Source organism: Alteromonas sp. D210916BOD_24, assembly GCF_047159385.1.
Classification (GTDB): domain Bacteria; phylum Pseudomonadota; class Gammaproteobacteria; order Enterobacterales; family Alteromonadaceae; genus Alteromonas.
On sequence record NZ_AP038333.1, the window covers coordinates 3,003,478 to 3,026,420 of the forward strand.

At 45.0% G+C, this 22,943-nt stretch carries 18 protein-coding genes; 9 read left to right on the forward strand and 9 right to left on the reverse strand.

What is annotated here, in order from left to right; translation table 11 throughout:
• Positions 1 to 24 precede the first annotated feature (24 nt).
• On the forward strand, positions 25 to 189 hold the full coding sequence (locus ACMCM8_RS13095) for a hypothetical protein (RefSeq protein ID WP_412723060.1): 165 nt from the start codon (positions 25 to 27) through the stop codon (positions 187 to 189).
• A gap of 55 nt (positions 190 to 244) precedes the next feature.
• On the forward strand, positions 245 to 802 hold the full coding sequence (locus tag ACMCM8_RS13100; protein ID WP_412723061.1) for a DUF1439 domain-containing protein: 558 nt from the start codon (positions 245 to 247) through the stop codon (positions 800 to 802).
• A 62-nt stretch (positions 803 to 864) separates the two neighbouring features.
• Here the strand turns inward: ACMCM8_RS13100 and ACMCM8_RS13105 are convergent, their stop codons facing one another.
• Positions 865 to 2,292, reverse strand: a complete 1,428-nt coding sequence (locus ACMCM8_RS13105; RefSeq protein WP_412723062.1) for an MBL fold metallo-hydrolase RNA specificity domain-containing protein — start codon at positions 2,290 to 2,292, stop codon at positions 865 to 867.
• Between the two features lie 9 nt (positions 2,293 to 2,301).
• Positions 2,302 to 3,966, reverse strand: coding sequence for a Na/Pi cotransporter family protein (locus ACMCM8_RS13110; protein ID WP_412723063.1), 1,665 nt, complete (start codon positions 3,964 to 3,966; stop codon positions 2,302 to 2,304).
• A 310-nt stretch (positions 3,967 to 4,276) separates the two neighbouring features.
• Here ACMCM8_RS13110 and ACMCM8_RS13115 point away from each other — a divergent pair, with 310 nt between their 5' ends.
• Positions 4,277 to 5,980 carry a protein adenylyltransferase SelO gene (locus tag ACMCM8_RS13115; RefSeq protein ID WP_412727722.1) on the forward strand — a complete coding sequence of 568 codons (1,704 nt, stop codon included), beginning with the start codon at positions 4,277 to 4,279 and terminating at the stop codon, positions 5,978 to 5,980.
• A gap of 109 nt (positions 5,981 to 6,089) precedes the next feature.
• Here the strand turns inward: ACMCM8_RS13115 and ACMCM8_RS13120 are convergent, their stop codons facing one another.
• Both ACMCM8_RS13120 and ACMCM8_RS13125 read right to left on the reverse strand, forming a co-directional pair.
• Positions 6,090 to 7,214: an adenosylhomocysteinase gene (locus ACMCM8_RS13120; RefSeq protein ID WP_412723064.1), complete on the reverse strand. Its 1,125-nt coding sequence runs from the start codon at positions 7,212 to 7,214 to the stop codon at positions 6,090 to 6,092.
• 91 nt (positions 7,215 to 7,305) lie between these two features.
• Positions 7,306 to 8,619, reverse strand: a complete 1,314-nt coding sequence (locus tag ACMCM8_RS13125) for a methyl-accepting chemotaxis protein (protein WP_412723065.1) — start codon at positions 8,617 to 8,619, stop codon at positions 7,306 to 7,308.
• 236 nt (positions 8,620 to 8,855) lie between these two features.
• On the opposite strand from ACMCM8_RS13125, the gene ACMCM8_RS13130 reads away from it, so the two are divergent.
• A complete protein-coding gene (locus ACMCM8_RS13130; RefSeq protein WP_412723066.1) occupies positions 8,856 to 9,788 on the forward strand; it encodes an AEC family transporter in 933 nt (310 codons plus the stop codon).
• 12 nt (positions 9,789 to 9,800) lie between these two features.
• Here the strand turns inward: ACMCM8_RS13130 and ACMCM8_RS13135 are convergent, their stop codons facing one another.
• A complete protein-coding gene (locus ACMCM8_RS13135) occupies positions 9,801 to 10,685 on the reverse strand; it encodes a LysR family transcriptional regulator (RefSeq protein ID WP_412723067.1) in 885 nt (294 codons plus the stop codon).
• Between the two features lie 98 nt (positions 10,686 to 10,783).
• Between ACMCM8_RS13135 and ACMCM8_RS13140 the strand changes: the two genes are divergently transcribed.
• The 3 genes from ACMCM8_RS13140 (at position 10,784) to ACMCM8_RS13150 (ending at position 13,857) form a co-directional block, all read left to right on the forward strand.
• Positions 10,784 to 12,283, forward strand: a complete 1,500-nt coding sequence (locus ACMCM8_RS13140; RefSeq protein WP_412723068.1) for a CoA-acylating methylmalonate-semialdehyde dehydrogenase — start codon at positions 10,784 to 10,786, stop codon at positions 12,281 to 12,283.
• Positions 12,284 to 12,294: 11 nt separating this feature from the next.
• Complete coding sequence (gene mmsB / locus ACMCM8_RS13145) at positions 12,295 to 13,176, forward strand: 3-hydroxyisobutyrate dehydrogenase (RefSeq protein WP_412727724.1); 882 nt, start codon at positions 12,295 to 12,297, stop codon at positions 13,174 to 13,176.
• 264 nt (positions 13,177 to 13,440) lie between these two features.
• Positions 13,441 to 13,857, forward strand: a complete 417-nt coding sequence (locus tag ACMCM8_RS13150; protein ID WP_412723069.1) for a Dabb family protein — start codon at positions 13,441 to 13,443, stop codon at positions 13,855 to 13,857.
• 110 nt (positions 13,858 to 13,967) lie between these two features.
• Here ACMCM8_RS13150 and dld read toward each other — a convergent pair whose 3' ends face one another.
• A complete protein-coding gene (gene dld, locus ACMCM8_RS13155) occupies positions 13,968 to 15,701 on the reverse strand; it encodes a D-lactate dehydrogenase (RefSeq protein WP_412723070.1) in 1,734 nt (577 codons plus the stop codon).
• Between the two features lie 199 nt (positions 15,702 to 15,900).
• Between dld and ACMCM8_RS13160 the strand changes: the two genes are divergently transcribed.
• Complete coding sequence (locus ACMCM8_RS13160) at positions 15,901 to 16,740, forward strand: thioredoxin family protein (RefSeq protein ID WP_412723071.1); 840 nt, start codon at positions 15,901 to 15,903, stop codon at positions 16,738 to 16,740.
• A 24-nt stretch (positions 16,741 to 16,764) separates the two neighbouring features.
• On the opposite strand, the gene ACMCM8_RS13165 is transcribed toward ACMCM8_RS13160, so the two are convergent.
• Positions 16,765 to 18,150, reverse strand: coding sequence for a DEAD/DEAH box helicase (locus ACMCM8_RS13165; protein ID WP_412723072.1), 1,386 nt, complete (start codon positions 18,148 to 18,150; stop codon positions 16,765 to 16,767).
• Between the two features lie 460 nt (positions 18,151 to 18,610).
• Between ACMCM8_RS13165 and ACMCM8_RS13170 the strand changes: the two genes are divergently transcribed.
• Complete coding sequence (locus tag ACMCM8_RS13170; protein ID WP_412723073.1) at positions 18,611 to 19,936, forward strand: mechanosensitive ion channel family protein; 1,326 nt, start codon at positions 18,611 to 18,613, stop codon at positions 19,934 to 19,936.
• A gap of 46 nt (positions 19,937 to 19,982) precedes the next feature.
• Here ACMCM8_RS13170 and ACMCM8_RS13175 read toward each other — a convergent pair whose 3' ends face one another.
• Positions 19,983 to 20,468 (reverse strand): hypothetical protein, encoded by a 486-nt coding sequence (locus ACMCM8_RS13175; protein ID WP_412723074.1) that lies wholly within the window; start codon positions 20,466 to 20,468, stop codon positions 19,983 to 19,985.
• Positions 20,469 to 20,590: 122 nt separating this feature from the next.
• Positions 20,591 to 22,891 (reverse strand): catalase/peroxidase HPI, encoded by a 2,301-nt coding sequence (gene katG / locus ACMCM8_RS13180; RefSeq protein WP_412723075.1) that lies wholly within the window; start codon positions 22,889 to 22,891, stop codon positions 20,591 to 20,593.
• Positions 22,892 to 22,943 lie beyond the last annotated feature (52 nt).

Sequence of the window (22,943 nt, forward strand, 5' to 3'; positions counted from 1 at the left end):
TTCTGTTTTTTGATCGCACGAAAGATGATATTGCAGATCGAGTATCCAGAGCATCTGGTTGATCTATTCCAATGGAAAGAAGCCAGAGATAATATCAAGATCAAGCGCGAAGTCCGGGTTAATGCCATGGTCAGTCCAAAGGGGCACGGCGATGTTTGCTTTGCGCTGTCGAACATAAGCCTTACCTGATATACTTTGGGCACATTATTCCCAATGAGTTTTTCCATAAAGACCCAATACTGGTATGAAAATTTTATCGATTGTTTTCGCCTTGCTGCTTATCAGTGCTTGCTCGACCCTCTCACAAATGTCGGTTTTCACCCTATCGGAAGCTGAGCTTGAGCATGCTCTCGATGCTCAAGTTGTCAAACTACAGAAAAAGGCCTCAGTGGCAGGCATTCCCGTACTGCTAAATGTTGACGACCTTACCGTGACTATCGGTCCAGAAGGACAAGATATCGTACATCTGGCAACCAAAGCCCGCGCGACTGTCAGCGCATTTGGGTTTCGTTACCCACTCAAACTACGTATTGCGCTAGCGGGTACGCCTTATTATGACAACCAAGAGAAAGCCATCTATGTGCGCTCATTATCATTGATAGACAGTACAATAGATGCAGGCGGTTTTAGAGGGAATGTAGCGCCCTTAAGTGGCGAATTTATGCAGTTAATAAACGGCTACTTAGCTGCCAACCCAGTATACCGACTTGATTCAACCAACAAGGCAGTCAGTCTACTCTCTCACATGCCTTTGAAATTAAGTGTAGAGGAAGGACAACTCGCATTACGCCCAACCTCCTAACCGGAGCCTGTTGGCATATACAACAGGCTTGCGTGTCAGCACACTATTCTCCCTCGCCTCACTTAGAACTCGAGGCGTTGATTTAAATGAGGAATAGACGCCTGCCTTCCATTTGCTTGAATGGCCTCTCTTAGTTTATCTTTGGCACCATCTTCACCATGCACCAGATAGATTTTGGGATTGCCTTCAAAGTGAGCCAGCCAGTCTATAAGCTGATCTTGGCTCGCATGGGCAGAAAAGCCGCCTAGTGTGTGAATTTGGGCTCGAACAGCAATGTTTTCCCCTGCCATTTTAATATGCTTGGCGCCATCGACGAGCGTACGTCCAGGCGTGCCTATGGCCTGAAACCCGACAAACACCACATGAGACTGTTTGCGCCATAGGTTTTGTTTTAAATGATGGCGAATTCGACCGCCATTGCACATACCACTGCCGGCAATAATAATGGCGCCGCTTACCACCTTATTAAGTGCAATAGACTCTTCTGTTGACGTGGTATAACTCAAAATGGGAAGTAATGAATGTAAGCTCTGCTTCTGACATCGACTGTGGCGACTTGAGCATTGTGCGCTTTCTTCTAATGTGTCGAGATCTTCTTCGTTATACACATCCTGATAGCGATGATAAATTTCGGTTACGGCTATCGCCATAGGACTGTCCAAGAACACTTTTTGCTGAGACAATTTACCCTGTTGATATAACTCACCTAAGCGGAAGATAATTTCCTGTGTACGCCCTACAGCAAAAGAAGGAATGAGAATATTGCCACCGTTTTCACTGGCTTCTAAAATTACTTGTTCAAATTCATCCAGTGTTTCTTCCATTGTACGATGATTGCGGTCTCCATAAGTTGATTCCAGCAAAACTATATCTGCTGTGGTGACTATGTCAGGGTCGCGTAATAGTGCTGCTTGTGAATTCCCTAAATCCCCTGAGAATACCAGCTTCTTAACCTTATCGCCTTCTGTAATGAATATTTCCACAATCGCAGACCCCAGAATATGCCCTGCATCCGCAAAGTTGATTGCTACATCTTCGGTAATTTTTCGTTTAGTGTGATAGCGAGTTTGTTCACAGAGCGCCAAAACACCATCTACCTCGTCTTGTCGATAAAGTGGCTCAACAAGCGGCTTACCGGAACGTCGACGACGCTTATTCTCCCACTCCGCATCCCTTTCTTGTAATGAGGCCGCATCTTTGAGCAACACTTCAATTAAATCAGTAGTAGGGCGAGTCATATAAATTGGTCCGCCATATCCTTCTCTGACCAAAATAGGTAAACGACCTGAGTGATCAAGATGAGCGTGAGATAATATCACTGCGTCTAATTTATTGACGTTTATGGGTAAAGGCTCTTGGTTTTTCGCCTCTTCTTCGCGCCTCCCCTGATACAAACCGCAATCTAATAAAATCGTGCTGTGCTCAGTTTCTAACAGATGCATCGAGCCTGTTACCCCTTCTACTGCCCCTAAAAAAGTCAGTGTTGCCATAAAAACTCCTTATTCACCTACTGTGGCGTTTGGTTGGTTGTTATCATCCGCCGATGTTGTTGATATGCTGTCTTCTACTTGCTGAATCCTGCTAAACGCTTTTGTCCACATCTGTACTATTTGAAGCAGGTTCTCCATGCACTCAGTAGCATCAGTCATTTGCGTTACCGCTACCTGCCCCTGCGTTGCCCCCATAACCAAGGCAGATTTCAGACCGTGATGTTCTTTCTCAAGCAGCTCAAACTGAACCGTCAGTAATTCACTACTTGCAAACTGTCTCCACCTTACCATTCGCAGAAACTCATGAGTCTCTGACAAGTAATTGTGCACCTTGCCTTCAAGCTCTGCCTTACTGAGAGCTTCTCGTGAGCGACTAAGCGCAATAGTAGCCGCAGCTTTTTGGGCGCAGTAAAACATGTAATGCTCCACCCGCATTAATCTAGCCAGCGCTTCGGTAGTATCCTTGCTCAGAGCTGAACGCTCGACCTCTACAATAAACTGCGAGACGTGAGCACACAGGGTTTCCACCACGTTGAGTTCCTTTTCAACGTCATTGAGGTCACTTTGTCGCCCTGACAACAACTTGGGATAAACGTGTAAAAAACGGTCTGCAACTGAAAGTAACTCAAGTATCAGTGCATTGACTGCCAGAACAGGTGTCTGGGCGATGTTCTTGTCGAGATGCTTTGGGCGAGATGCTTGTTCTTCAGTTGACACAAAACGACGCTCTAAAAAATTTGCCAGTTTGTCGTTAAGGGGGAATATCAAAATAACCCCCATCAAATTAAAAAGGGTGTGGAAGATCGCAAGTGTGATCCCTGGATCCGCATCTAATTCAAAGGTGCGAGTTAACCAATGAATAAAGGCGAAAAGGAATGGCAGTATGAGGCCAGCAACGACAGCAGTAGCCACATTGAAAATGACCTGAGCACTCGCCACCCGTTTTGCACTCGATGTGGCTCCTATTGATGCAAATAAAGCGGTAGATGTGGTGCCGATATTAGCACCGATTACCATAGCACCTGCCGCATAAATACCCACCATTCCAGACGCCGCTGCGGTGATGGTTAGGGCAATGGATGCGCTCGACGACTGAGTCAGCACCGTCATGACAAACCCTATCGCCAAGTACATCAGGAATCCTGATACACCACTTGCAGTAAATTGGGTAAGGTCAAATGTGCTCACCATGCCCTCAAATGCTAATTTAAGGGTATCAATACCGACAAAGAATAAACCAAACCCTGCAAGTGCTACCCCCGCAGAAGCCAAACGACTATTAGGTCTGAGTAACTTCAATAGCATGCCGGTGCCTATCATAGGCAAGGCTATAGCTTGAATGTTTATTTTGAACCCGACCAACGCCACTAACCAACCTGTAATGGTCGTCCCGATATTAGCCCCATACACAATACCCAGAGCATGACGCATACTTAAGAGGCCTGCATTAACAAACCCTAAAGACGCTACAGTAACCGCACTGGAAGACTGCACCAAGGCTGTCATTGCGGCACCAGACAATACCCCTCTCAGCGGTGTTTTACTCCATTTAGCTAACAGCGTTCGCAGTGCGTTCCCTGCAGCTAACTTCAACCCATCAGTCATCATGCCGATGGCCAGCAAGAATAAACCTAGCCCCCCAATGATGTTGCCCAGTAGTAGTAAATGATCCATGTCGCCTCTTATTGCTTGGTAGCTGCTAAATACAGTAAGCGCATGCAGCCCTTCACTACCTCTAACATGGCTAACGGCTTATTACAGAAGTATCGTACAGTTCAGCGTTTTTATCTTGAAGCGTAGACTATATTTAACATAGCAACTTATTCCTTGTCCTCGGTCAACAATTTGCACCTAACTGATGATTATTCTACGATAGCGACTGTTGATCTTTACTGTGAGTAAAAGTTTCATAAACCCTCGGACTCTCACCATGAAAGAAGGCAATGTGCCTAAGCCCAATGCCACCACCATACAGTCTCAAATTATGTCAAAAAAAACTAAATCTGACTCAACCCATGTACTAAAGACAGTCAGCGAGCTCGCCGCTAAAGCAGATTACTCATTTGTTAACTCGCTCACCGTAGACCCCCATGTCCGAAAAGATGGCGAAGACCACCAACCTCGCCAGGTATTTACTGGGCATTTTGTCCAGGTAAAGCCAACACCAATTCAGTCGCCTTACTACGTCACCCATAGTCGTAGCTTTTTTGAAGAGCTTGGTTTTGCCGACGGAATGGCTCATTCCGAGGCATTTATGCGTTTATTTTCTGGCGATATGTCTGGGCTCCCTCCAACTATGGCAGAGCAAGGCTGGGCTACCGGATATGCGTTGTCTATCTATGGCACTGAGTATTATCAACAGTGCCCGTTTCAAACGGGGAATGGCTATGGTGATGGGCGTGCTATTTCAATCTTTGAGGGTGTGCTAAATAACCAGCGGTGGGAAATGCAACTGAAAGGTGCTGGCCGCACGCCCTATTGCCGAGGTGCAGATGGACGGGCAGTATTGCGCTCAAGCGTAAGAGAATTTTTAGTACAAGAGCATATGCATGCGCTTGGTATTCCCACTTCCCGTTCATTGTGTCTATTCATGTCTCAATCTGAAACAGTAGATAGGCCTTGGTATCTTGAAGGCTCCCAATCTCACGAGCCAGAAGTAATGACGCCAAATTTGGTGGCCATTACTACCCGGGTCGCGCCATCGTTCATTCGCGTTGGGCAATTAGAGTTATTCGCAAGACGGGCGCGTGTCGATGAGCATCCTACTGCTAGGCAGGAGTTGCAAGATATAGTCGCCCACTTGATAACACGGGAATACGCTGACGATGTCAATGTTTCGCTTCCTTTCGAGTCACAAGTCATTCAACTTGCATCGGCCTTTTGTGAGCGATTGACTTCCCTTGTCGCCAACTGGGTTCGAGTGGGTTATTGCCAGGGTAATTTTAATAGTGATAACTGTGCAGCAGGTGGGTTTACCTTGGACTATGGGCCTTTTGGGTTTTGTGAACTGTTTGAACCTACCTACCAACCCTGGATTGGCGGTGGCCGACATTTTTCCTTTTTAAACCAACCCGCAGCGGCGCAAAAAAACTTTGATATGTTCTGTCGCTCAATTGGCGTTCTGTTAGAAAATTTTGCTGCTGAGCGAGAAGAGTTAGGGCGTATTCAAGATAGCTTTTCCGCTGTAATGGATAAGAAAATGGAGCAGATGTGGGCTGATAAACTAGGACTGCGTTCCTACCATCACGACTTTGTTATTCAGCTACTACAACTGATGGTTCGCACCGGTGTAGACTATACGAAGTTCTTTAGAGCCCTATCTCATGTCCCGCAACACGTTTCAGGATTAACCGAGAGCTTTTACAACCAGCCTACCCCCGAATTACTTGAAAAATGGAATGAGTGGCATGAGAACTGGCGAAGCCAAATAAGCAAAGACAGCTCGCCAACTGATGTCACGGTTAAGATGAAACAAGTTAATCCCAAGTTTATCTGGCGTGAGTGGTTGGTAGTGCCAGCCTATCAACAAGCTGAAAAGGGCGACTTCACACTAATTTACGAACTCCAAAAGGTACTTGCTTCACCTTACGACGAACAGTCAGAAGAGACGGAAGCTAAGTATTACCAATTGCGCCCATTACATTATTTTGGGGCAGGAGGAATTTCTCATTACAGCTGCTCTTCTTAAACGCATTTGAGCTATAAAATAACCTTGTTGTTTTTTACTGATATGCGCTTCAAACGCGCGTGGGGGCAGCCACCATACTTGCCCCCTCATCATATGATCTAAGCGATTTTTAAAGCGCTAGTGCGGCTTTCCAGGCAGACTCCGGTAGCAGGTGTACGCCTTTTTTACTGTGATCTCCCTCACTGACGATATATCCGATACCTTTTGCCATTACCGCCAACGTCACGTCAAACGCATTTAAGCTATCTCCATAACCCGCGGTCAAATTAAACATTGAGCCGTCAGCTAAAAGATAAATTGTTTTACCGTTGAGCTTATAAGCATTCACATAAGGCATAGGCTCACTGTGTTGAGCGTGTTGCTTTAAGTAACTGACATCGATTTCTTGCGCAACATGGCCAACATTTAATACAAACACCCCATCCTTCATAGTGTTTAAGTGCTTGTCACTTACCACTGAATAAGCCCCCGTTGCGGTGGCAATGACATCAGCATAGGGTGCCGCATCCCCCAAATCGACTACGGGCCAACCGTCGTACTTGGCTTGTAGTGCCCGTGCGGGATCCCGCTCAGCCACTTGCACCTGTGCCCCAAACGCTTTTGCTGAAGCCGCTACACCTTGCCCAACAAGACCATAACCAATCACCACCACAACTTTTTCATGAAGTGTTAAATGCGTCGTTTGAAAAAACGTTTGCCACGCACTGAGACCCACCATATGGCGGTTGTGCAGGCCTTCTTTTACCGGTAAATCATCCCAATTAAATATCGGGTATTCCGGGGACATGCCATTTAAACGATTGATGCCTGAGCCCGTCGCTTCTAGACTTGCCACAATGCGAGGTATAGATCGACCTTTTGAAACGTTTTCATGAAAGCGGGTAGTTAGATCGGCTCCCATTTCACAAAGATGAGTAGGTCCCCATGCTAAAGCCTCGTCAAAAGATGCTGACCAATCGGTATTAGTCATATCACGCCACGCGTGACTTTGTGCCCCTTTCTCAGCCAAATAGGAAACCACATCATCTTGAACAGTAGTGGGATTACAGGTAGTAAGAAAAATGTCGCAACCGCGGGATAACAGCCCCTCAACCAATGGCGCCATTTTAAGATCTAAATGCATATTGCAGGCTAACTTGATGCCTGTTAAGTCAGGCATTTGGGCTATAGCCTGACGAGTGCGGGGCATATGAAGGCGTGCCCAAGCCAACTCTGCTTGAAAATCTTGATACATGGAGAAAGTGTTTTAAAAAAGGGAAACCATCATAATACGTTAGAAGAGCACGATTATGAAATTCCCCTTTTTTGCGAGCGTACGGTGGAAATTAGCCAAGACGACTATTGAACTGTTCCACCGCTTGTACTACTTCTTTAGCGCCTTCTTGAATTTGCTCAATAACTTCCCCAGCTTCTTTGGCATAATTCAATCCACTGCGTGCTTTTTCATCCCCTTCGTTGACGAGATTAACCGCGTCAGACGCCAGCGACTGATTGTGTTTTACCACATTGATGATTTCTTCCGTTGCTTCTGTCGTCCGTGAAGCCAATTGACGGACCTCATCTGCGACCACCGCAAAGCCTCTTCCCTGATCACCGGCTCTCGCTGCTTCAATCGCCGCATTCAATGCCAAGAGGTTAGTCTGTTCAGCAATTGCGCTGATACTTCCTATTATGGTAGCAATCTGCTGTGATTGAGAATCAAGTGCATTAATGCCTTCTTTAGCTTTATCCATTTGTTGCGACAGCGTCGACATTTCTTCCAACAATTGACTAATCACCTCTTTGCCTCGCGTGGCGACTTGATCAGTACCATTGGATGAACGATATGCGATGTCAGCCGCGTTTGATATGGCTTGTTCTCTTGCGACCTGATCGGTAATGTCAGTGGCGAGTTTGACCACCTTGTACATACGCCCATGGGAATCACAAATGGGGTTATAGGTGGCTTCCAACCAGATACTGTTACCATATGCATCAAAACGTTCAAAGCGTCCAGCCACAAACTCTCCACGAGATAATCGGTCCCAAAGTGTTTTATAATCTGATGTCTTTGCATACTCAGGATCGACAAAAATTCTGTGATGCTTTCCTTTGATATCATTGAGTTTATATTTAACTGTATTCAAGAATGCCTCATTGGCATCTTGAATATTGCCATGTAAATCGAATTCAATAACCGCGTTCGATTTGTGAAGCGCCGCAACCAAATCTTCGTGTTCTTTCGATTTTGCGATGGTACGAGTGAGGTTATTTAGGTTAACTGAAAATTTAAATATGTTGCCTTGCATATCGAAAATAGGCTGTACTACACCTCTCAACCACGCTTCTTCCCCGTCCTTTCGCAGAAACTCGAATGCTCCATAGTAATGAATTCGCTTTTCAATGGCGTGCTTTAATTTTTTATAATGTGGTGTACTGCGAGCAACCTCTGGTACAAAATCAAAAATATTGCGACCTTTAACATCTTCGAGGGTGTAGCCAAGCTCTGATTCTAATAAGTCATTCACTCTGACGATATTTCCATTCCCATCAAGATGGAGAAATATCATTTCTTCACGCAACCCTTCTCTGATCTGCTTGAGAATATGCACTTCTTCACGTAGTGCTTCATTTTCTTTGACTAAATGCTTATTGAACATAGGAGCTTCCCTGACAGGTAACTGTTTTTAAAATCATATGCGACTAACGCAAATTAAATATAGTAAGACAATCGGCAGTAATAAAATTATTTTTAGCTGTATTTGATCCTTTTCGTGAATTCACCTGGTTTTTTGCTTAAAAAGTATCTTTTCTTCAACTAAAGGCTAAGTAATTTTTATACCGTGGTTTTCTGATATCATCAAAATCACCACTGTCCAGTTTTCGCTTCCCATTCATGTTGAGTTTTATTACCGCCACACTTCTTCCCGTATTGATATTGTTGTGCATGGGATGGATTTTTCACCGTATAAAGTGGATAGATGACGCCTTCGTGCAAACTGGCTCTTCGCTGGTGTTTAATGTTGCTTTACCCGCCCTTCTTTTTCTGGCAATAAGCCAAGCAGACTTTTCCTCAGCCGCTAACCTCAAACTAATAGGTACTGGCATAGCGGGTACCTTTATTTTATTTAGCCTTCTAGCCGTTATTACACATTTCTTTGTTACCCCAAAAACTGCCAAAGGCGTAGTGGTACAAGGAGGATTTAGAGCCAATATTGGCGTAGTGGGGTTGGCGTACTGCGCCAGTATTTACGATCAGGAAGGTTTTGCGATAGCATCAGTGTATATGGGCTGCTTAACGATTCTGTTTAACATCCTGTCTGTGTTTATCTTGAATTTCTATCAAGGATCGTCGCGATCGCCGTTGAAGCAATTAAAAGTTATGGCTAAGAACCCACTTATAATTGCCATTGTTACCGCTTTAGCGTTTTCCTATTATCAATGGAAATTACCTCAGGTACTGATTCACACTGGGGAATACTTTGCTCAGTTAACACTTCCTTTAGCCTTAATCTGTACAGGGGCTTCATTGCAATTTCGCTCGTTTTCAAGTGACTGGTCGAACATTGCGATAAGCACAGTAAGCAAGTGCATCATCCACCCATTAATTCAGGTCACACTTGCCTATGTAATGGGCTTGCGAAAAACAGAACTGGGTATAGCCCTGTTTTTTTCAATCGCGCCCACTGCAGCGGCCAGTTACGTCATGGTGAGGACTTTAGGTGGCGACCCGCGGTTAGCTGCCAGTATTATTGCTATCAGTACACTAGCCTCTTTGCCCATTACCGCTCTGGCATTTGGCGTGCTTCACAGTTTTGGCCTGTTGTAACTCAAACAAGGATTAATCAATAAAAACGTGCTGGTGCTGTTTTACCTTGTCTACCAGCCATTGTGTAAATGCTTGAAAACGCGCTTGGGAATAGGTTTCCTTGTGACTCGCTAACCAAAATGTTCGCCTGATGTGAATATCGTTTTCTGCAAGTCGTGCTAAACCACTGGTGGTTTCGGCAATAAATTTGGGCAATATGCCCACACCTGCGCCATTCATTAACATTTGATACTGAGCATTAATGCTGGTACTGCGCAATGCACTAAGTTGGGAGAGTGCGGTTTCTTCAATAAACTTTAGTTGTGGCGCATACACTAAATCCGGCACATAACTCACTAGTGTGAATTGCTCTAATTCTTGCAGCGTCTGCGGTTTATCTTGGGTAATCAAATTTTCATGGGTATAGAGAAAAAGGTGATAGTCCGTGAGTTTTTGTGTGACCAACAACCCCTTTCCCGGTTTTTCAAGCAAGATAGCAATGTCTGCCTCGCGCTTGCTGAGATTCAAAAAGCCACTCGTTGCAACTAACTCAATACAGATCCCTGGATATTGTCGCTTAAATTCAGGGAGTAGCGGGGCCAAAAACCAACTTCCAAACCCTTCAGAAACACTTACTCGGATGGTACCCGCCAAATGAGAGCGTTCATCACTCAATTCATTTTGCGCTTCTAAAAAGTAATGTTCGGCTTTTTCTATATATGTCACCAATTCGCTACCATGTGACGTGAGTACATAACCTCTTTTCGTCAACTCAAACAGTTTACAGTTAAGCGAATCCTCCAGTTTTTTTACACGTCTTATTAACGTAGTAGGATCGACCTTCAATCCTTTAGCTGCAAAAGCTACACGGCCATTCCTCGCCAATCCGAGAAACAATCTCATATCATCCCAATTCACATCATTACCTGCATTTTTACAGCACTAAGCTGCAAGTATATGTATTGCTATTACAAGTACAAGGTTTCAATATTGTTAAAAAGTATAGGAGCCATGACATGAGAAAGATTGTTCACTTTATTGCAGGTAAAGATTACGAAGACAATAATGAGGCGACAGCCTCAGTATTTGCACCTAATACAGGTGAAATACAGGCAGAAGTAAGCTTAGCCAGCTTATCCACCTTAGACTATGCGGTTGAAAGCGCCAAAGCCGCTCAAATTGAATGGGCTGCAACGAATCCTCAACGACGAGCTCGTGTCATGTTTAAATTCAAGGAGTTGGTCGAAGCAAACCGCGATCGTCTTGCCGCCTTGCTTTCCAGCGAGCACGGTAAGGTGTTAGTTGATGCCCAAGGCGATATTCAGCGCGGCTTAGAGGTGATTGAATTTGCCTGTGGTATTCCCCATGCCCAAAAGGGCGAATACACAGAAGGCGCAGGGCCTGGTATTGACGTCTATTCCATGCGACAGGCCCTCGGCGTAGTCGCTGGTATTACACCATTTAACTTCCCTGCCATGATCCCGATGTGGATGTTCGGTGTTGCTATTGCCTGCGGTAATGCGTTTATTCTTAAGCCTTCAGAACGCGACCCTTCGGTGCCGGTTGAGCTAGCTAAACTGATGATTGAAGCAGGCTTGCCTGCTGGCGTGCTCAATGTCGTTCACGGCAACAAAGAAGTGGTCGACGGCATACTTGATAATCCTACCATTAAAGCGGTGAGTTTTGTTGGTTCTTCTGACATTGCAAATTACGTATACGAGCGCGGGGCGCGCGCAGGTAAGCGCGTGCAAGCTATGGGTGGCGCGAAAAACCACGGCATTGTCATGCCTGATGCCGATTTAGATCAAGTGGTTACCGATCTTGTAGGGGCTGCGTACGGCTCGGCTGGCGAACGTTGTATGGCCTTACCCGTAGTGGTACCTGTAGGTGAAGAAACTGCTGAAAAGCTAAAAGCCAAGCTTATTCCCGCCATCAAAGAGATTATTGTAAGTCACAGTGAAGATCCTAACGCCCACTACGGCCCTGTGGTTACAGCTGCCCATAAAGAGCGGGTTGAAAGCTACATTGACTTGGCTATAGAAGAAGGCGCTGAGTTGGTGTACGACGGTCGAACCAGTCAAATTCCGGCTGATAGTCAAGGCTATTTCATTGGTCCCACTTTCTTTGATCATGTCACAAAAGATATGCGCTCTTACAAAGAAGAGATTTTTGGTCCAGTGTTGCAAATGGTTAGAGCGAAGGATTTCAACGAAGCCGTCAGCCTTGCCAGTGAACACCAATATGGCAACGGCGTCGCCATGTATACCCGAAATGGCCACGCTGCCAGAGAATTCGCTCAGCGAGTGAACGTGGGAATGGTAGGGATTAATGTTCCCATCCCCGTTCCTGTTGCGTACCACACTTTTGGTGGCTGGAAGCGCTCAGCGTTTGGTGACACCAACCAACACGGCATGGAAGGGGTAAAATTCTGGACTAAAGTTAAAACCATTACCCAGCGCTGGCCTGATGGTTCTGATACCAACGACAATGCGTTTGTAATCCCTACCATGGGCTAATTCGAGAGGACATCACAATGACAACAGTTGCATTTATTGGTCTGGGCAATATGGGCTCAGGCATGGCAGATAACTTGGTTAAAAACAGCTTTAACGTCACTGCGTTTGATTTAAGTGAAGCAGCTCTTGCAAAAGCAAAAGAAGCAGGGTGCACCATTGCCGACTCTACCGAGCATGCCGTGGCAGGTGCAGATATTGTGATTACCATGCTGCCTGCGGGGAAACATGTCTATGATATTTATACCTCACAAATTATTGATAAGGTAGGCGCTAATACCCTACTTATTGATTGCTCAACCATTGACGTAGAAACCGCGAAAACCGTATCGCAGATAGCACAAGAAAAAGGGTTAAAAATGCTCGACGCGCCAGTTTCAGGAGGCGTAGCCGCTGCTGCAGGAGGAACATTAACCTTTATGGTAGGCGGTGATAGTGATGCATTTGAGCGCGCAAAAGGTGTGCTTAGTGCCATGGGCAAAAAGATCATTCACGCCGGAGGCCACGGTGCTGGTCAGGCAGCCAAAATATGTAACAACATGCTACTTGGCGCCACTATGATAGCCACCTGTGAAAGCTTCCAATTGGCAGAAAAACTAGGACTAGACGCTCAGGTATTTTTTGATATTGCCTCTAATGCGTCAGGACAAACCTGGTCAATGACCAGCTATTGTCCAGTAAAAGGCGTGGGACCGCAAAGTCCGGCTGATAACGACTTTAACGGTGGTTTTGCCTCTGCACTGATGCTTAAGGATCTCACATTAGCGATGCAAGGCGCCAAAGGTGTGAACGCCCAGGTTCCCATGGGAGAGCTTGCCGCAAAATGGTTTGAAATGCATTGTGAAGAAGGCAATGCCGCTATGGATTTTTCATCGATAATTAATCGATTAGCCTAAGCCTTTTTGACCTTTGCCCTATAAAAGCGCTTGAAACCAACATGGAGTTTTAAGCGCTATCCCCTTCTTTGTTAGTCCCCTCATCGCCTAAGTATGAGATGCCAGTTAATACAGCGTAGAAAAACGGTATTGTCTTTTACCTTTAGCGTCAGATCTTAAGCCTACACTTACTATTGTAACCCTTGGCTTATGGTGATAATTTTTTATTCTCTGGGCTTACTCGCTCCATCACATCAGACATTCACTTGAGAAAGGATAAATTTCATGGCAGATAACCAGCGTAGACACTTTTTAGCCAGTGCAGGTGCACTTGCATCGTTATCGGTGTTATCGGCTTCTTCACATGCCACCCCTTCTCAAGCTATCTCCCTTCCCCCTGTCTTGCACATGGTGTATTTCTGGCTAAAAAATCCAGACTCTCAACAAGACAGGGAAAAACTAATAACAGGGCTCAACAGTTTACGTGAAATTCCCCAGATTAAGGCATTGCACGTAGGCGTTCCTGCATCAACACTTGTGCGAGATGTGATTGATAATTCGTTTGACGTTTCAGAGCTTATGTTATTTGACAGTGTTGAAGATCAAGACGCCTACCAGTTACACCCATTGCACCAAAAATTTGTGGAAGAATGTTCGCATCTGTGGAGAAAAGTAATAGTACGCGACTCCATTTCGGCTTAATGGACGAAATGGCAACATAGTATTTATGTTTATAAGAGTGTTTATGCTTACAAGCGGTAACGGTTATCTCAGCCACGCATTCATTACCGCTAAAGTTCTCATCCAAGCGCTTAATCGTGCCCCGAACAACACCCGCCCTTGTGCTCGACCCAGTTTTTTAACTTCGTGGTTTTGCCAATACCCGGATTAAAACTATTTGTTGGATCCAGCTCACGATAAAAGTTTTTCAGCGTTGGTTTCGCCGAATATTCATGACCGACATTGTGCTCAGCAGGGTATTGGGCTTTTCGTGCATCAAACGTAGCCAAAATCTTAGCTTTGAGTGTTTTGGCATCGACACCTTTTTTCAACACATAGTTTTGGTGCATCACGTGGCAGAAAAGGTGGCCATAGTACAATTTCGTGTCAATCTGATCATCAATGTCCTTAGGTAACACTTCAAACCAGTCTGGATCGTTACGGCGTAGCGCTACGTCAATGGTCATCATCGCACCGACGTTCTTGCTATGCATCACGTGATACCGTCCAATTGCGCCACCGGCTACAAAGCGATGTAAGATTGCCTTATCCGCTTCGTCTTCTGTACATTCAAAATAGCTCCCTTCATGGCTTTGAAAGAAGTTATCCAGATAAGCTTTCGCTTCGTCTACACCTTCGTTACTCATTTCGAGGATCCAATGGTGCTGATATTTATCTCTGAATGCTTCCATTCGCTTGGGCAAATGGTTTGGAAACAAGTAGCTCAAATATTGCATCACTCTGTCGGACATTTTATTGGGAAGAAAACCCAGTTTGTCGGTGAAAGCATCAAATTTACGCTTAAATGCAAAGAGCTTGGGAATAAACTTTGCGCCCAGTTTGCTTATCACGATGAACATGTCTTTACCGTACTTTTTCGATACGTCGTAGCAGTCTCGGTGAAGATATTCTCCAGAATCTGGCAAATGCGTAAAGGTCGACAAAATGTCTCTGCGAACCTGAGTAAAAACAGTGGCGTCGTTAGATCCCACATAAAAAACTTGTTTCTTTTTGGGAATAGCAAAAGTATCTAATCGCACGGCAAATACGGCTAATTTCCCTGCACACCCCGATGCTTCATGTAATCTGCGACCATCGTTGTTAAATCGTGAAGGGGTGTCAGCATCAACATCGCGGACACGAGCGTCGTATTCGTTGTCTGAAGCTCTGGCAGACGAATCGAAAACATCTTGTTCGTTGTATCGTTTATTCTCTAAATTACTTAGGATTTCTTCGGGGTCATTTCCCAATTGAATGCCTAAATTATTTATCAGGCTAAGTTCACCGTTGGCGTTTATCTGAGCGAATAGCGAAAGCTCAGTATAAGCCGGGCCCCTCTTGACCAAAGCACCGCCAGAATTATTACAAATCCCTCCGACGATTGACGCGCCGATACAAGAAGAACCGATAACAGAGTGAGGCTCTCGCCCGTAGGGTGCTAAGGTCTCTTCTAACCCAAATAACGTGCTGCCAGCTAAACCCACTATTTGCTTGCCACTATCGATAATCTGAATGGCGTCGATGCGCATAGTGCTGATGATCACTATGGGTCTGTCATAGTCCTTACCATCGGGCGTAGAACCTCCGGTTAGGCCTGTGTTAGCCGCTTGCATAATAACCGCAACATCTGCCGCGACACATAGCTTGAGTACCTGCCAGATTTCAACCAGTGTACCGGGGCGAACCACCGCCAGTGCTTCCCCAGCACCAAACCTAAACCCCTTACAGTAAGGTTGCTTTTTCGCTTGGTCTGTTAACAAATAGGCTTGCCCTACTACATCTTTCATTGATGCAATCAAAGTCTGCGTGTCAACGTTTACAGTCATGGCTCTCTCGGTGTACTGGTGAAGAAATAAGACAGTGGTGACGAACTATACACGAAACCGATTTTTTACATAGAGGACAGGGGGAATTTCTGCCAATAAATTACGTTTTTTTAAGAGCACGATTAGGCTGTTTTTGACACTGTTCAAACTAAAATATGTGATACATTACTGAAGCATATAAACATTTTCGGCATCCATTATGACAATAAAGCAATTTTCTTCCCGTATTCAATTTTTCACCTGGAGTCATTCATTCGCCAGTAAATTAACCCTCGCTTTTGTTGGAGTTTTGTTCTTAAGTAGTTGCGCCAGTACATTAAATGGTTCGAAGTACACCTTTGAACCGTCACCTACCCCATACGAAAATGTGCTTGCTGCACAATCAAAAGCAACTAAAACCAATAAGCTGCTTTTAGTCGTTTTGGGCGCATCTTGGTGTCATGACAGCACTGCATTGGCAAAACAGTTCGGCACGCCTGAGATGCAACTGATATTAGAAGCCCATTATGAAACTATCTTCGTCGATGTAGGGCTGTTAGAAGACCGAAGACAAATAACACAACACTTCAGTTACCCTATTTACTATGCAACGCCAACTGTCATGGTAGTAGAGCCTGAATCAAGTGCGTTGCTAAACAGAGTAACTATGGATAAATGGGGACACGCTGCGTCGATACCCCATAGTGATTATGTTGAATACTTCTCTTCGTTTCCCGTATTAACATCTCAACAAAAAAGCCTTATTCTTAATTGGCATCCTAGTAGTGAAGAAGTTACCTACAACGATCAGCACGCCGAACGTTTACAACAAGCCTACAACACACTTGCCCCCCAATTAGCGAAAGATATTCAAGGAAAGACGCCAGAAGGCTTTTATGACTTATGGAAAGAGGTGAAGGTATTTCGAAGTGAATTACAAAAGAGTTTAACCAAGCGCGCTGAACACGCGCTTGATGAAATAGAAAACGGGAGAAACGAAGCGCTCTCTACGCCCGCGTATCGCCACTACCATCCTTTCTCTTGGGAATCAAAATCGTAGATGGCAGTTAACCTTTACCCCTGGTCAGTCGTTTGACTTTTTTGCACCGCTAACAGAATTTCTTCTCGGTGAATTATTGCCATTAGCATGACGACGGGGCTTAGAACGTCTGGATTTGTTCGCCCCCTCTCTACGCTTGCTTTCTTGCGTGTTTTTAGACGGCTTAGGAGATCGTTTCCCATTCGTCGCCGTTTTTTCATTTCCCTCTTGAGACACTTTAGGCTTCTTGGGCTTTTTCGGCTTTTTGGGTTTAGACAAAGTGGTAACAGGGACCGCTACCTGTGGCTCGAAACCATCTAAGGTTTCTCTTGGTACCAGTTTCTGTATAAGCGTTTCTATGTCCTTGAGATTTTGTAACTCTTCTGCACAAACAAACGACCACGCCTGTCCACTTGCCCCCGCTCTTCCTGTCCTACCAATGCGATGAACATAATCGGCTGGCGTATTCGGTAAATCAAGGTTAACCACAATGGGTAGCTCACTAATATCAATCCCTCTGGCAGCAATATCAGTGGCAACCAACACCTTTATAGCGCCTGATTTAAAGTCTGCCAAAGCTTTGGTTCGTGCTCCCTGACTTTTGTTACCATGGATGGCAGCACTGGGAATTTTCGCGCGTGTTAACTTTTCTGCAATTCGGTTAGCGCCGTGTTTGGTTCGGCTAAATACTAACACCTGCTCCCATTTTTTCTGCTTGATAAGACAAATAAGCGCTGTGGTTTTTTTAGACTTATCAATAGTCACCATGTGTTGTTCCACTGTCTCAACAGTGGTATTGGCAGGTGTGGTTGAAATACTTACCGGCTCATGAGTGATGGTTTTAGCCAATGCGGTTATGTCTGGGGAAAATGTCGCTGAAAACAATAGGCTTTGTTTTTTCTCTGGCAACAACTTAAGCACCTTTTTAATGTCGTGGATAAAGCCCATATCCAACATTCTGTCAGCTTCATCAAGCACCAGTACTTCTAGCTGTGAAAACTTCACCGCGTTCTGTTGATATAAATCGAGTAATCGACCAGGTGTAGCAATCAGTACATCCACCCCTTTTCTGAGTTTCATCATTTGCGGATTAATGCCTACACCACCGAATACAACTGCTGTCGTAAGCGGAAGGAATTCACTAAAATGGCGAATGCTCTCCTCAACCTGGGCAGCCAATTCACGTGTGGGGGTGAGTATTAACGCACGTACTTGATTACCTGCTACCTTATTCCCTGTCATCAAACGCTGTAAAATAGGCAAACCAAACCCTGCCGTTTTTCCTGTTCCGGTTTGTGCTGCCGCCAACACGTCTCGGCCCTTTAATATTTCAGGGATCGCCTTTTCCTGAATCGGTGAAGGTGTACTAAAACCCCGTTTTTCAATTGCTTTTAGCAACGGTTCAGCTAGCCCTAATTGGGTAAATGACATTAACTAACTCCTGAAATAGTTATTTGCCTAGACGGTTATGGTTCAAACATTGATGACAATGGTGATAACTGCGAGGGATAAAATGCGTAGAGAGAAAACCTGCAGCGAAATGCGTTGGTCTTCAAAAGGAAATTTATTCGATTTTTTACTCTTACAAATCGGGGCGGAGTCTACCACCAATCAATGCACCACACCAGCACAAATATTAACCAGCTAAACATAATTAACGTTCTCGAGAAGCAATCCGCCTTCCCACAGGTCAGCATTCTTTTTCTGTCTATAGTTAGTTTTAAACAACTTTTATGCGTCACTGTTCCAGCGCTGTCTGCAGGGGAAGCTATTATTTCCCTGCAATTTTCAAAAAAAGCTTTACCATATTTGATATAAAGGATAAAAAGCGCGCAATTGTCTGTGCCACCTATTTGCCACTGCGTTGTGGCTAACGAGTGAAGAACAAAACATGAATGTTGAGAACGTTATACTACACCTTGAAGAAAAACTGGCGCTAATTAAAGCGTCAGTCTTGTCTGATAGTTTTCTTATCCAGCTGGCGACCATCGCTGTTATTTACTTTGTTGCGTTTATCCTCGCGCGCCAGGTAAAGAAACCCTTTAAATATACCCGAGAAGCCCCCCAAGTTGGCGCTCACTCTTTGCACATCCTCCTTTTCAAACTGGGTCAAACACTGTTTCCGCTGCTTACTATTAGCTTGCTGAAATTAACTACCGTATTGGGCGCAAAATTCCAGTTTGATGCCTGGTTGCTCGAAGTGGCTGTGGTCATCGCCTTAATGCTGTTTGTTAGTTCGCTGATTTATGGTTTTGTTGAAAATAAAGGGATCGCAGGCTTTTTGCGATGGGTGGGCTTGCCCATTCTCTTTTTGCATCTTGTTGGCATTTTACCTCTGCTTACATCGGCGCTCGAATCTATCGCAATATCAGTAGGGAATGTGTCAATTTCGGCCTATGGTGTAACGCGCGTTCTTCTGTTTGGCGCATTGTTGTTTTGGTTAGGAAGAAGCTCGAATGCTATCGGTCAAGACATCATTAGAAATCACAAGTCTCTAGACGTATCCACCAAAGAAGTCTTTGCCAAGCTATTTGAAGTAGCGCTGTTCTGCGTAGTATTTTTGCTGTTATTAAATGTGATGGGTATCAACCTTACTGCACTGGCGGTATTTGGTGGTGCGTTAGGTGTTGGTTTAGGACTCGGCTTACAATCCATCGCTTCAAACTTTATATCAGGTATCATTATTTTACTCGATAAGTCACTGACGGTCGGCGACTACGTCGAACTGGAAGACGGCCAAAAAGGTATTGTGAGAGAGTTTAAGATGCGCTATGCCGTATTGGAAACGTTTGACGGCAAAGACATTCTGGTACCCAATGAAAAGTTTATCAGCTCTTCACTTATCAACTGGACACATAAAAATCAAAAGCAACGCTATCGTATCGACTTTTCAGTGGCCTATAAAACAGACATTCGCGCCATGGTTGATATTATCAAGGAAGCGGTAGCAGAACATCCCCAAGTCATTAGCGGTGACAATATTCCGTTTGAGGAACGCCCTGACTGTGAAATAGATAGTTTTGGCGATTCAGGCGTTAATATGTTTGTAGAGTTCTGGATGGAAGGCGTTGATGATGGTAAAAACCGTGTAGGTGGTGACTTGCTACTGATGGTTTTTGAAACCCTTAGAGCAAATAATATTGAGATACCCTTCCCGCAACGCGAAGTTAGGGTCATCAATGAACAGGGCATTGGTATTCGAAACACTACGCCTTAGTAATGACTTTTTATGTTACACCAAAACGATTGCCTTTCGCGTGAAGTCAAAACCTTGCGCGAAGGGTATCCCATTGCCATTCCTTAGCACCTAACCCCAACAATTGTAAAAACTTTTCATAGTCAGCGTGTCCCATCGCACTGGCCACCGTCTTTAATTGAGATTTAGCTTTAATCGCTTTAACTTGTAGTAGTTCAAGCCGCTTATCAGCTCCTTCATCAAAGTTATCAGCAATAATTAAATTTGCTTTAGCTGTCGCTTCCCAAGCAGTTATTACGTAATCGGTTAACTTTGCATAAACCCCAGCCATTTGTTTTTTTGCAAATACGTCTTCAAGTGACGTACCGATGAGAAATTTAACAAATCCGCTTTCGGTTTCTTCCTGAAGCAAACTCTCCACTTCCACTAACGCTGACTGTACTGCATGAAGTAAGCGAAGGTGATGTGGACCATTAAGTTGCGTAGTAGGTAGCGATGCAATATCTTCGCAAAGCATTTCTAGATTAACCAGTGAACGTCGCAACCTTGCCATTATTATCATTCCTGTTGGATGTGTAACTTATTCAGTCTATCTAATTCGCAGTGAGTTTGCGATGGGAGCAGGATACAAAAAACGGGGCCGAAGCCCCGTTATTCACATCTTTCTATTTTATGTTATTTAGACAGTTTTGCGCCTAAGTCGTGGCGAAGATCGAAACGATCAAGTGTCATGACTTTGGTCCATGCATCAACGAAGTCTTCAACAAAACGTTTTTTCGCATTGTCATAGGCGTACACTTCCGCAACGGCACGTAATTCACTGTTAGAGCCAAACACTAGGTCAACCGGCGTGCCCGTGTAAAGCACTTCACCTGACTGTCGGTTTACACCTTCATACACTGCCGGGTTGTCTGTCTTTCTCCACTGAATGCCCATATCAAGCAAATTAACGAAGAAATCATTGTTCAACGTACCAACTTTGTCAGTGAAAACCCCGTGGGTTGAACCATCTACGTTAGCCCCAAGCGAACGCATACCACCTAGCAATACTGTCATTTCAGGTACAGTCAGGCTTAACTGATCGGCCTTATCTACCAGCATATCTGTAGGCGAGCGATAGCTTGTTTCTGCATTGTAGTAGTTTCTAAACGCATCGGCAGTTGGCTCAAGCAATGCGAACGAGTTCACATCTGTTAGCTCTTGAGTGGCATCAGTGCGCCCTGGAACCACAGGTACGGTTACTTCTACACCCACATCTGACGCCGCTTTCTCGATAGCAGCTGCTCCACCAATAACGATAAGATCAGCCAGTGACACTTTCTTCTTAGAGAAGATACCAGAATTGTAGTCTTCCTGAATCTCCTTTAATTTAGCCACAACTGCTTTAACTGTTTCTGGCTCGTTTGCTGCCCAGCTCATTTGAGGCTCTAGCGCGATACGTGCACCATTGGCTCCACCTCTGAAGTCAGACGCTCTGAAACTCGCCGCTGACGCCCAAGCCGTTTTCACTAGCTGCTGAACCGTTAGACCTGAATCTAAGATAGTCTTCTTAAGCTTTTTCACATCCTTGTCAGAAACCATCTTGTAGTCTGCTTTAGGTACAGGATCTTGCCAGATGAAATTTTCTACAGGGATATCGTTACCTAAGTAGCGTGCTTTTGGCCCCATATCACGGTGAGTAAGTTTGAACCATGCTTTAGCAAAAGCCGTTTGATATTCTTTAGGGTCAGCTAAGAAGCGCTCTGCAATCTTGCGATATTCAGGGTCGAACTTCAGTGCTAAATCTGCTGTAGTCATTACTGGCGGATTTTTCTTACCTTTAACGTGCGCATCTGGCACAGAAGTATGTGCAGCTTCATCAGTGGGGACCCAGATAATTGCACCAGCAGGACTGCGTGTTTGCTTCCACTCAAAACCAAGTAGGTTTTGCAGATACAAACTTGTCCACTTAGTTGGTAATTGAGTCCACGCACCTTCTAGACCACTGGTAATAGTGTCTTCAGCGTTACCTTTTCCACACTTGTTTTTCCAACCTAGTCCTTGTTCTTCAAGGCCTGCACCACCTGGCTCGGCTTCCAAACAATCCGAAGGTTTGTGTGCACCGTGCATTTTACCGAAGGTGTGACCACCTGCAACAAGCGCTACAGTTTCTTCATCGTTCATCGCCATGCGACCAAAGGCTGTGCGAATATTCTTAGCTGAACCTACTGGGTCAGGCACACCTTTAGGACCTTCAGGGTTAACATAAATCAACCCCATATGTGTCGCACCTAATGGGCGTTGCAATTCACCACCGCGTTCTTCACGGTCACTGGCCAACATTTCCACTTCTGGTCCCCAATACACCATATCAGGTTCCCAATCATCGGTACGTCCACCAGCAAATCCATAGGTGTCAAAACCCATGTTTTCCATGCCTACGGTGCCCGCTAGGATCATCAAGTCACCCCATGACAAGCTTTCACCATACTTTTGCTTAATTGGCCATAACAGGCGACGTGCTTTATCTAAGTTTCCATTGTCTGGCCAACTGTTAAGTGGGTCAAAACGCATTTGACCGCCATCGCCACCACCGCGGCCGTCAAGTGTTCTGTATGTGCCCGCACTGTGCCATGACAAGCGAATGAAGAAAGGACCGTAGTTGCCAAAGTCTGCTGGCCACCAGTCTTGAGAAGTGGTAAGCAACTCGTTGATATCTTTTTTGACTTGATCCAGGTCTAATTTAGAGAATGCCTTAGCGTAATCAAAGTCTTTACCAAGAGGGTTTGAACGGCTGTCATGGTCGCGCAGTGGCGATAGATCCAGTTGGTCAGGCCACCAAAATTGATTGTTTCTGGCCTGAAATGCTTTCGACATACCCGAACCTTTAGCACCTGCTGGCTTTGTCATTTGATCGCTTGCGATGACGCCTGTCGCACTCAACGACAACGCAACGAGTGCAGATACCGTGGTTTTTTTAAACCTTTTTGTGATCATGGTCTTATCCCGTCCTATGTTTGTTTTAAAAAATACGAGCACGCTCGTATTA

What these genes read in the sequence shown, in the direction of transcription:
- ACMCM8_RS13150 (WP_412723069.1), top strand. Translation starts at nt 13,441, where the DNA reads ATGGCAGATAACCAGCGTAGACACTTTTTAGCCAGTGCAGGTGCACTT.
- ACMCM8_RS13175 (WP_412723074.1), bottom strand. Translation starts at nt 20,468, where the DNA reads ATGGCAAGGTTGCGACGTTCACTGGTTAATCTAGAAATGCTTTGCGAA.
- ACMCM8_RS13120 (WP_412723064.1), bottom strand. Translation starts at nt 7,214, where the DNA reads ATGTATCAAGATTTTCAAGCAGAGTTGGCTTGGGCACGCCTTCATATG.
- ACMCM8_RS13105 (WP_412723062.1), bottom strand. Translation starts at nt 2,292, where the DNA reads ATGGCAACACTGACTTTTTTAGGGGCAGTAGAAGGGGTAACAGGCTCG.
- ACMCM8_RS13110 (WP_412723063.1), bottom strand. Translation starts at nt 3,966, where the DNA reads ATGGATCATTTACTACTACTGGGCAACATCATTGGGGGGCTAGGTTTA.
- dld (WP_412723070.1), bottom strand. Translation starts at nt 15,701, where the DNA reads ATGACTGTAAACGTTGACACGCAGACTTTGATTGCATCAATGAAAGAT.
- ACMCM8_RS13100 (WP_412723061.1), top strand. Translation starts at nt 245, where the DNA reads ATGAAAATTTTATCGATTGTTTTCGCCTTGCTGCTTATCAGTGCTTGC.
- ACMCM8_RS13165 (WP_412723072.1), bottom strand. Translation starts at nt 18,150, where the DNA reads ATGTCATTTACCCAATTAGGGCTAGCTGAACCGTTGCTAAAAGCAATT.
- ACMCM8_RS13160 (WP_412723071.1), top strand. Translation starts at nt 15,901, where the DNA reads ATGACAATAAAGCAATTTTCTTCCCGTATTCAATTTTTCACCTGGAGT.
- ACMCM8_RS13170 (WP_412723073.1), top strand. Translation starts at nt 18,611, where the DNA reads ATGAATGTTGAGAACGTTATACTACACCTTGAAGAAAAACTGGCGCTA.
- ACMCM8_RS13140 (WP_412723068.1), top strand. Translation starts at nt 10,784, where the DNA reads ATGAGAAAGATTGTTCACTTTATTGCAGGTAAAGATTACGAAGACAAT.
- katG (WP_412723075.1), bottom strand. Translation starts at nt 22,891, where the DNA reads ATGATCACAAAAAGGTTTAAAAAAACCACGGTATCTGCACTCGTTGCG.
- ACMCM8_RS13130 (WP_412723066.1), top strand. Translation starts at nt 8,856, where the DNA reads ATGTTGAGTTTTATTACCGCCACACTTCTTCCCGTATTGATATTGTTG.
- ACMCM8_RS13125 (WP_412723065.1), bottom strand. Translation starts at nt 8,619, where the DNA reads ATGTTCAATAAGCATTTAGTCAAAGAAAATGAAGCACTACGTGAAGAA.
- ACMCM8_RS13115 (WP_412727722.1), top strand. Translation starts at nt 4,277, where the DNA reads ATGTCAAAAAAAACTAAATCTGACTCAACCCATGTACTAAAGACAGTC.
- ACMCM8_RS13095 (WP_412723060.1), top strand. Translation starts at nt 25, where the DNA reads ATGATATTGCAGATCGAGTATCCAGAGCATCTGGTTGATCTATTCCAA.